The 8,699-nt window shown below is 64.9% G+C and carries 9 protein-coding genes; 8 read left to right on the forward strand and 1 reads right to left on the reverse strand.

Annotated elements, in window-relative coordinates; translation table 11 throughout:
* Positions 1 to 326: hypothetical protein (locus K2W81_RS11280; protein ID WP_294104331.1), on the reverse strand; the 326-nt coding region annotated here is incomplete at its 3' end.
* A 108-nt stretch (positions 327 to 434) separates the two neighbouring features.
* Here K2W81_RS11280 and K2W81_RS11285 point away from each other — a divergent pair.
* The 8 genes from K2W81_RS11285 to K2W81_RS11320 all read left to right on the forward strand — a co-directional run.
* Entirely contained in the window at positions 435 to 1,718 is a 1,284-nt protein-coding gene (locus K2W81_RS11285; RefSeq protein WP_294104334.1) for an ATP-binding protein, read from the forward strand.
* 41 nt (positions 1,719 to 1,759) lie between these two features.
* Entirely contained in the window at positions 1,760 to 2,821 is a 1,062-nt protein-coding gene (locus K2W81_RS11290) for a substrate-binding domain-containing protein (RefSeq protein WP_294104336.1), read from the forward strand.
* Between the two features lie 69 nt (positions 2,822 to 2,890).
* Positions 2,891 to 4,267 (forward strand): phosphate ABC transporter permease subunit PstC, encoded by a 1,377-nt coding sequence (gene pstC, locus K2W81_RS11295; protein WP_294104338.1) that lies wholly within the window; start codon positions 2,891 to 2,893, stop codon positions 4,265 to 4,267.
* Between the two features lie 58 nt (positions 4,268 to 4,325).
* Positions 4,326 to 5,540, forward strand: a complete 1,215-nt coding sequence (pstA, locus tag K2W81_RS11300) for a phosphate ABC transporter permease PstA (RefSeq protein WP_294104346.1) — start codon at positions 4,326 to 4,328, stop codon at positions 5,538 to 5,540.
* 32 nt (positions 5,541 to 5,572) lie between these two features.
* Entirely contained in the window at positions 5,573 to 6,319 is a 747-nt protein-coding gene (gene pstB / locus K2W81_RS11305) for a phosphate ABC transporter ATP-binding protein PstB (RefSeq protein ID WP_294104348.1), read from the forward strand.
* A 23-nt stretch (positions 6,320 to 6,342) separates the two neighbouring features.
* Positions 6,343 to 7,029 (forward strand): phosphate signaling complex protein PhoU, encoded by a 687-nt coding sequence (phoU, locus tag K2W81_RS11310; protein ID WP_294104340.1) that lies wholly within the window; start codon positions 6,343 to 6,345, stop codon positions 7,027 to 7,029.
* Positions 7,030 to 7,041: 12 nt separating this feature from the next.
* On the forward strand, positions 7,042 to 7,734 hold the full coding sequence (gene phoB, locus K2W81_RS11315) for a phosphate regulon transcriptional regulator PhoB (RefSeq protein WP_294104342.1): 693 nt from the start codon (positions 7,042 to 7,044) through the stop codon (positions 7,732 to 7,734).
* A 90-nt stretch (positions 7,735 to 7,824) separates the two neighbouring features.
* Positions 7,825 to 8,699, forward strand: an 875-nt coding sequence (locus tag K2W81_RS11320) for an SDR family NAD(P)-dependent oxidoreductase (protein ID WP_294104344.1), incomplete at its 3' end; no start/stop codon positions are given.

The following is an 8,699-nucleotide window of genomic DNA, read 5'->3' on the forward strand; positions in this document are numbered from 1 at the left end:
ATATAGGCGTTGCTGCGATCGGCATCGACGCCCGGCAATTGCCCGCCCGACATCGCGCGCTTGACATCGGCGGCCTTGAAGGGGCGGCCAGCGGGCGGAAAGGCGCCCACGGTCCCGCTCGGCACCAGCTTGCCATCCGCAGCGACATATTGCCCCGCGCGCCCCGCGTCGGGCACCGGAATTTCGCACGCCGTTACCGATGCCGCCGTCTGCGCCAGCGCCGGACGGATCGAGACAATCGCCGTCGCGCTCGCCGCGCCGAGCATCAGCGCGCGCCGCCGCGTGGTGCCCTGCGGGGCCGCGTTATCGGGGGAATTTTCGCTCATTGCCGACTTTCCATGCACCCAAGCCCTTTCACAATCGTGAAGTGCGCGCAAGCATTTGGGTCGGACGCCCCCTCGCCGCCTGTCCCACTTTGCGCTAGGCAGTGGTTAATGCCGCATCCTTTTGGCCTTCGGACGCTAGCCGGAATCGGCGTCGTCGCGATCGTGGTGATCGCAACTTGGCTTCTCCAGCCCGATGTCGAGGCCGCGTTGATCGTGCTCGTCGGCGGGATTGCGGCGGTACTGGTCGCGGCGGGCACTGGTGAGGCAGCGCCGCCGGCACCCACGATCGAGCCCGCAGCGCGCCACGACAGCCTTCCGGTCAACATCGATGAGCTGATCGAGGCGATCGTCGAGCCGATCCTGATCGTCGCCGGTGGCCGCGTTGCCCATGCCAATCAACCCGCCCGCGCGCTGCTCGGCGGGCATATCATCGGTGAGGATGTGCGGCTGGCGATCCGCCACCCGGCCGCAGCCGACCGACTAACCAATCGCAGCCCCGCGCCGAGCGCGCCGATCAATCTCGTCGGGCTCGGCACGCTTGATCAGCGCTGGGAAATGCGCGTCACCAACATGTCCGATGGGCGCCGCGTCGTGCATCTGATCGACCAGACCGGCAGCTATGCGGCCGAGCGGATGCGCGTCGACTTTGTCGCCAATGCCAGCCACGAGCTGCGCACGCCGCTTGCCTCGATTCTCGGCTTTGTCGAAACGCTGTCGGACGAAAAGGCGGGCGGCGATGCCGATGTCCGCGCGCGTTTCCTGAAAGTCATGTTCGACGAAGCGCGGCGGATGCAGCGGCTGGTCGAGGATCTGATTTCGCTGTCGCGGATCGAGGCCGAGAAATATCGGCTGCCCGCCGCCGAGGTCGACCTTGCCGTGCTGGTTGAGGAGGTGCATGCCGAACTCGCCGACACGCTCGACCAGCGCGGCGAGGATCTGATCGCCGAGATTGACGGCAATGTCCCCGCCGTTGCGGGTGATCGCGCGCAGTTGAGCCAGGTGCTGCACAATCTGATCGGCAATGCGATGAAATATGGGCGACCAGGCACGCCGGTCATCACCCGGCTGCGCCGCGACCAGACCGGCATGATTCGCTTGTCGGTCGCCGATGAAGGGGATGGCGTCGCGCCGGAGCATCTGCCGCGGCTGACCGAGCGATTCTACCGAGTCGATGCCGGTCGCAGCCGCGCGCTCGGCGGCACCGGGCTTGGGCTGGCGATCGTCAAACACATCATCGAACGCCATCGCGGGCGACTCGACATCACGAGCGTCGTTGGCAAGGGTACCGTCGCGTCGATCCTGCTGCCTGCAATCGCGCCCACGACCGCCACCAAAGAGTCGTTGTCATCAAAGAGTCACGTTACCGTCACAGAGGCACGTACATCGGGGTGATAGCCGCACGTCGGGCAGAGGACCGACAGGGAGGACAATCGATGCGTCTCAAGACCGCACTCATTGCTGCAACGGCATTCACACTTACCGGCATCATTTCAGCATGTACCGACCAAGCGAACGGCGGCGGCGCCGGATCGCGCGACCAGATCAGGATCGTCGGATCGTCGACCGTTTTTCCGTTCACGACGCTGGTGGCCGAACAGTTCGTCAACGCCAATCCGGGCTCGAAAGCGCCAGTGGTCGAAGCGAATGGCACCGGCGCCGGGATGAAGCAGTTCTGCGCCGGTGTTGGCGCGCGCCACCCCGATATCGAAAACGCATCGCGACGCATGACGGCGGCTGAGTTCAAGATGTGCAGCGACAATGACGTTGACCGGATTCTGGAAATCCAGATCGGCGTTGACGGCATCGCCTTTGCCGAAGCGACCAACGGCCCCAAGCTCTCACTGACGCCCGCCGACATCTATCTCGCGCTCGCCGCCACGCCGCGCGGCCAACCCAATACGGCGAAGACGTGGAAGGACGTGAACCCCGCGCTCCCAGCCATTCCGATCCAGGTCTATGGCCCGCCTGCCACCAGCGGCACGCGCGATGCGCTCGCCGAGCTGATCATGGCACGCGGTTGCGAGGCGATTTATCCCGACAGCATCGGGATGAAGAAGAAGGACGAGAATGCCTTTAAAAAGGCATGTCACACGATCCGCAGCGACGGCCCCTATGTCGATGCTGGCGAGAATGACAATCTGATCGTCCAGAAGCTTCAGTCGAACCCCAATGCCATGGGCATCTTCGGCTACAGCTATCTTGAGGAAAACAAGGCGACGCTGACGGGCGTGCCGCTCAGCGGCGTGGCGCCGACCTATGAGACGATTGCAGGGGGTACCTATCCTGGTGCGCGCCCGCTCTACATCTATGTCAAGAAAGCGCATATGGGCGCCATTCCGGGGCTCGACAAATTCGTCGAGGCCTATTCGAAGGCGTGGAACCCCGATGGTCCGCTGGTGAAGCGCGGCCTGATCGCGGCACCGCAGGCCGTACGCGATGCATCGGCTGCGGTCATCGCCAACGGCACCACGCTTGACGGGCGTGACCTGAAATAATCGACGGCGGGCGGCCTCCCGGGTTCGGGATGTGCCGCCCCGACCGGCAAGAAAGAACTGATCCAAGACTTGTCCACCCTCGCGCTTCTGTTTGTCATTGCCGGTCTTGGGCTGATCGGCTGGTTGACGGCGCGCGTCCGGGCGGTGGCGTTTCGGCGTGGCACCACGCGGCGGTTCAGCTCGCTGCCGTCGCATCATGGCGGCTATGTTGCGCTCTGGGTGGTCGGTCCGGCGCTGTTGTTCCTCAGCATCTGGGCGTTCACGACCCCCGCGCTGGTCACCGACCGTGTGCTGAAGGCGCCCGCGGCCGCAACGCTGCCACCGCCAGGCTTCGAACGCGCCGCCATACTCAGCCAGGCGCGATCGATCGCCGAGGGTCACGGCGTCAACGGCACGAGCGCGGCCGCCAATGCGCTTGCGCCCGCCTATCGCGAAGCGACCGCGCGCTATGGCTGGATCGGCGCGACGATTGCGCTGCTGTTCGCGATCGTCGGCGGGATCACCGCTTATCTGCGGATCAAACCGGGCTTCGGCGCGCGCACCCGGATCGAGCGTGTCATCATGGCCATGCTGCTGGCGGCGTCGCTGATCGCGATCCTGACGACGATCGGTATCGTCGGGTCGCTGATCGTCGAATCGTGGCGCTTCTTCCAGCTCGTGCCGATCGGCGATTTCCTGTTCGGCACGCATTGGAGCCCGCAAGTCATCGACCCGGCCGATCCGGGGGCGTCGCTCGGCGCGGTGCCGTTGTTCTGGGGCACGTTTTTCATTGGCGCGGTGATCGCGATGCTCGTCGCGATCCCGTTCGGGCTGATGAGCGCAATCTACCTCACGCAATATGCGAGCGCCGGCGTGCGCCGCTGGATGAAGCCGATCCTCGAAATTCTCGCGGGCGTGCCGACCGTCGTCTATGGCTATTTCGCCGCGCTGACCGTGGCCCCTGCGGTGCGCGACCTGGCCGTCTCGATCGGCATCAAATATGCCAGCTCCGAAAGCGCGCTTGCGGCGGGGCTGGTGATGGGGGTGATGATCATCCCGTTCGTCTCGTCGATGGCCGATGATTCGCTCGCGGCGGTGCCAGCGTCGATGCGCGACGGCTCGCTCGCAATGGGCGCCACCACCTCGGAGACGATCAGCCGCGTGCTGCTGCCCGCCGCCCTTCCCGGCGTGGTCGGTGGCGTGCTGCTCGCGGTCAGCCGCGCGATCGGTGAGACGATGATCGTCGTCATGGCCGCCTCAGGTGCCGCAACGATCAGCCTCAACCCGCTGTCGAGCGCGACCACCGTGACCAAGCAGATCGTCGACCTGCTGACCGGCGAAGCCGAATTCGACAGCCCGAAAACACTTGCCGCCTTTGCGCTGGGGCTGACGTTGTTCGTCATCACGCTGCTGCTCAACATCATCGCCTTGACCGTCGTGAAGCGGTACCGCGAAGCCTATGACTGATCGGCCCGCCTCTGCCCCGGCGTTCGAACGCGCACCGACCGAATGGCGGTCGCTGGCGATGCAGCGCCGCGTCCAGCGCCGCTATGCCGCCGAGCGACGCTTCCGGCTGCTCGGGCTGGCGGCCATTATCGGCTCGGCCGGTTTCCTCGCTTTCCTGCTGTTCACGATGCTGATGAATGGCGTCCAAGGCTTCGTTCAGACGCGCATCGACGTGCCCGTCGATTTCGCGCGCGCCGGGCTGACGCTCGATCCGGCGCGACTGCACGGCGAAGGCGCTGATCTCGCGCTGGCGGGCGCGGGGCTTGAGGATGCGATGACGCGCGCCGCCGTCGCTGCCTTTGGTCCTGGTGGTGAAAAGCTGATCTCGCGCAGTGCTTGGCTGATGCTGCGCGACCGGCTGAAGGCCGATCCGCGCCTGCTCGAAGGGCGCACGGTGATTGCCGTGCCTGCTGCCAGCGACATCGACATCGCCGCCAAGGGCAAAGGCACACCCGAAGCCGAAGCGATCGTCGCGCGGCTCACCGCGCGCGGCCAGTTGCACACCAGCTTCAACGTCTCCTTCCTGACGTCGGCCGATTCGAGCGATCCGACGATTGTCGGCATCTGGGGCGCGCTGAAGGGGTCGATCTTCACGATGCTCGTCACGCTGCTGCTGGCCTTCCCGGTCGGGGTGCTCGCAGCGCTCTACCTTGAGGAATATGCGCCGCGGAACTGGCTGACCGATCTGATCGAAGTGTCGATCAACAATCTGGCCGCCGTGCCGTCGATCATTTTCGGCCTGCTTGGGCTCGCGGTGTTCCTGAACCTGTTCGACCTGCCGCGCTCGGCGTCGCTCGTTGGCGGCATGACATTGGCGCTGATGACGATGCCGGTGATCGTCATTGCTGGACGCAATGCGATCAAGGCCGTCCCGCCGTCGATCCGCGATGCGGCACTCGGCATTGGCGCCAGCCCGGTGCAAGTCGTCTTCCACCACGTCCTGCCGCTCGCGCTGCCCGGCATTCTAACGGGCACGATCATCGGCATGGCCCGCGCGCTTGGCGAGACGGCGCCGCTGCTGATGATCGGCATGCGCGCCTTCATCGCGACGCCGCCGACGCGGCTGACCGATCCGGCGACGGTGCTGCCGGTGCAGATTTTCCTCTGGTCGGACGAAGTGAGTCGCGGGTTCGTCGAAAAGACGAGCGCGGCGATCATTGTCCTCCTTGTCTTCCTCCTCGCGATGAATGGCTTTGCCATTTACCTGCGCAACAAATTCGAGACTCGCTGGTGAGCCCTATTCCTGCCAACGGCATCCCGCCCAAAATGACCGCCCATCACGTCAACGTGTTCTACGGCGACAAACAGGCGATCAATGACGTGTCGATCGACATCCCACTCGATCAGGTGACCGCGCTGATCGGCCCGTCGGGCTGCGGCAAGTCGACCTTCCTGCGCACGCTCAACCGCATGAACGACACGATTCCGATCGCCCGGACGCAGGGCGATATCCGGCTCGATGGCGAGGATATCTACGCGCCCGACATGGACGTGGTGCAGTTGCGCGCGCGCGTCGGGATGGTGTTCCAGAAGCCCAATCCCTTCCCCAAGACGATCTACGAAAATGTGGCGTATGGCCCGCGCATCCACGGCCTCGCCTCGGGCCGCACGCAGATGGACGCGATCGTCGAACAGTCGCTGCGCCGGGCAGGGCTGTGGGACGAAGTCAAGGACCGCCTCAGCGACAGCGGCACCGCGCTGTCGGGCGGTCAGCAGCAGCGGCTGTGTATCGCCCGCGCCATCGCCGTCGACCCCGAAGTGATCCTGATGGACGAGCCGTGCAGCGCGCTCGACCCGATCGCCACCGCCAAGATCGAGGGGCTGATCCACGAGCTGAAGGGCCGCTACGCGATCGTTATCGTCACCCACAACATGCAGCAGGCGGCGCGCGTGTCGCAGCGCACGGCGTTCTTCCATTTGGGTCAGTTAATCGAAACCGGCGCGACGTCGGACATTTTCACCAACCCGCGCCAGGAACGCACCAAAGACTATATCACCGGCCGTTACGGCTGATCGGAACAGAATCGAGAATTCAATTGGTTGATCACACAGTTAAGGCTTTCGACGAAGATATCGGGCGGCTGCGCGGGTTGATCGCGCAGATGGGCGGGCTTGCCGAACAAGCAATCATCCAGGCGATGGAAGCGCTCAAGCGGCACGACCTCGACGCCGCCGACCGCGTCGTCGCGGGCGATCGCCAGATCGACGAAATTGAGCATGAAGTCGAACGGCTCGCGGTCGAGCTCATCGCGCTGCGCGCGCCGCTCGCCGACGATCTGCGCGAAGTCGTCGCCGCGCTTAAAATTGCGAGCGTCGTCGAGCGGATCGGCGATTATGCCAAGAATATCGCGCGCCGCGTCGCCGCCGTCGATGATCACAGCGACATTGAGCCGCTTTCGGTCCTCCCCGCGATGGCCGATCTCGCGTGCCGGATGGTGCATGACGTGCTCGATGCCTTTGCCGCGCGCGATGCCGAAGCGGCGATCCGCGTGAGCGAGACCGATCGTATCGTCGACGATTTCTACAACAGCCTGTTCCGCGCGCTCGTCACCTACATGATGGAAAATCCGGCGAGCATCGGCCAGGCGACGCATCTGCTGTTCATTGCCAAGAATCTGGAGCGCGTGGGGGACCACGCGACCAACGTCGCCGAGATGGTCTATTTTGCAGCCACCGGCGTCCACATGGGCGAGCGCGAACGCGGCGCTCGTTCGATCATCTGACGGAGAAGACCAATGGCACGCGCCAAGATGTTGCTGGTGGAAGACGATGCGGCCCTTGCCGAATTGCTCGTTTGGCATTTCAAGCGCGAGGATTTCGATGTCCAGCAGACCCCCGACGGTGAGGAAGCCTTACTGCTCGCCAAGGAAGCGACGCCCGACATCGTCCTGCTCGACTGGATGGTCGAGGGGTTGAGCGGCATCGAAGTCTGCCGTCGGCTGCGCCGCATGCCCGAAACCGCGAACGTGCCGATCATCATGCTCACCGCGCGCGGCGAAGAGGAAGACCGCGTGCGCGGGCTGGAAACGGGCGCCGATGATTATGTCACCAAGCCGTTCAGCCCGCGCGAACTCGTCGCCCGCGTCGGCGCAGTGCTGCGGCGGGTGCGCCCCGCGCTGGCGGGCGAACAGCTCATCTACGCCGATATCGAAATGGATACCGTCGGCCACAAGGTGCGGCGTGGCGGCGAAGTCGTGCCGCTTGGCCCGACCGAATTCCGCCTGCTCAAGCATTTCCTCGAGCATCCCGGCTGGGTGTTCAGCCGTGAGCGGTTGCTCGACGCCGTTTGGGGGCATGACAGTGACATCGAGAGCCGCACCGTCGATGTCCACATCCGGCGCTTACGCAAAGCGATCAACATCGGCGACAAGCCCGACATCATCCGCACGGTCCGCTCGGCGGGCTATGCGCTCGACGCCGGGACCTGAGCCGCGCCGACAGAGTAGCGCCGACCCGGCTTTTCGCGCGCGCGATCATCGCCTAGGAAGCTCCCCGAACCAATTTCTGGGGAGCTTGCCATGACCATTTCCTACACCGACCGCGTCGCCATCGTCACCGGCGCGGGCGGCGGCTTAGGCCGCGCTTATGCGCTTGAGCTCGCGCGGCGCGGGGCGAAGGTCGTCGTCAACGATCTCGGCGGATCGCGCGACGGCACCGGCCATTCGGATGCCGCGCTGAAGGTCGTCGAGGAAATCACCGCGGCGGGCGGCGAAGCCATCTCGAACGGCGGCAGCGTCACCGATTACGACCAGATGGTCGCGATGGTCGAAGCGACCAAGGCCAAATGGGGCCGCGTCGACATATTGATCAACAATGCCGGCGTCCTGCGCGACAAGAGCTTCGCCAAGATGGAGCCCGGTGATTTCAAATTCGTGATCGACGTCCACCTCAACGGCTCGGCCAACTGCACCAAGGCGGTGTGGGAAACGATGCGCGGCCAGAATTACGGCCGCATCCTGATGACCGCTTCGTCGACCGGGCTCTACGGCAATTTCGGCCAGGCTAATTATGGCGCCGCCAAGCTCGGCCTCGCCGGCCTGACCAAGACGCTCGCGATCGAGGGTGCCAAGAACAATATCAAGGTCAACACGATCGCGCCGACGGCGGGGACGCGCATGACCGAAGATCTGTTCCCGGCCGAAGCCTTTGCCGCCTTCGCCCCCGAAAAGGTCGCGCCCGCTGCGCTGTTCCTCGTCTCCGAAGACGCGCCGACCAACATGATCATTGGGGCAGGCGCTGGCGTGTTCCAGGCCGCCTATGTCACGCTGACGCAAGGCAAGCTGCTGACCGGCGACGAGCTGTCGCCCGAAGGCATCGCCGCGCATTGGGACGCGATCACCGACCGGACGGCTGAGATGACGCCGCAGTCGGGCAGCGAACAGTCGCTGTCGAT

It is taken from the genome of Sphingomonas sp., from assembly GCF_019749955.1.
Classification (GTDB): domain Bacteria; phylum Pseudomonadota; class Alphaproteobacteria; order Sphingomonadales; family Sphingomonadaceae; genus Sphingomonas.

Excerpts from the sequence above, each read along its gene's own strand:
- K2W81_RS11285 (WP_294104334.1), top strand. The coding sequence starts at position 435 with ATGCCGCATCCTTTTGGCCTTCGGACGCTAGCCGGAATCGGCGTCGTC.
- K2W81_RS11290 (WP_294104336.1), top strand. The coding sequence starts at position 1,760 with ATGCGTCTCAAGACCGCACTCATTGCTGCAACGGCATTCACACTTACC.
- pstA (WP_294104346.1), top strand. The coding sequence starts at position 4,326 with ATGCAGCGCCGCGTCCAGCGCCGCTATGCCGCCGAGCGACGCTTCCGG.
- pstB (WP_294104348.1), top strand. The coding sequence starts at position 5,573 with ATGACCGCCCATCACGTCAACGTGTTCTACGGCGACAAACAGGCGATC.
- phoB (WP_294104342.1), top strand. The coding sequence starts at position 7,042 with ATGGCACGCGCCAAGATGTTGCTGGTGGAAGACGATGCGGCCCTTGCC.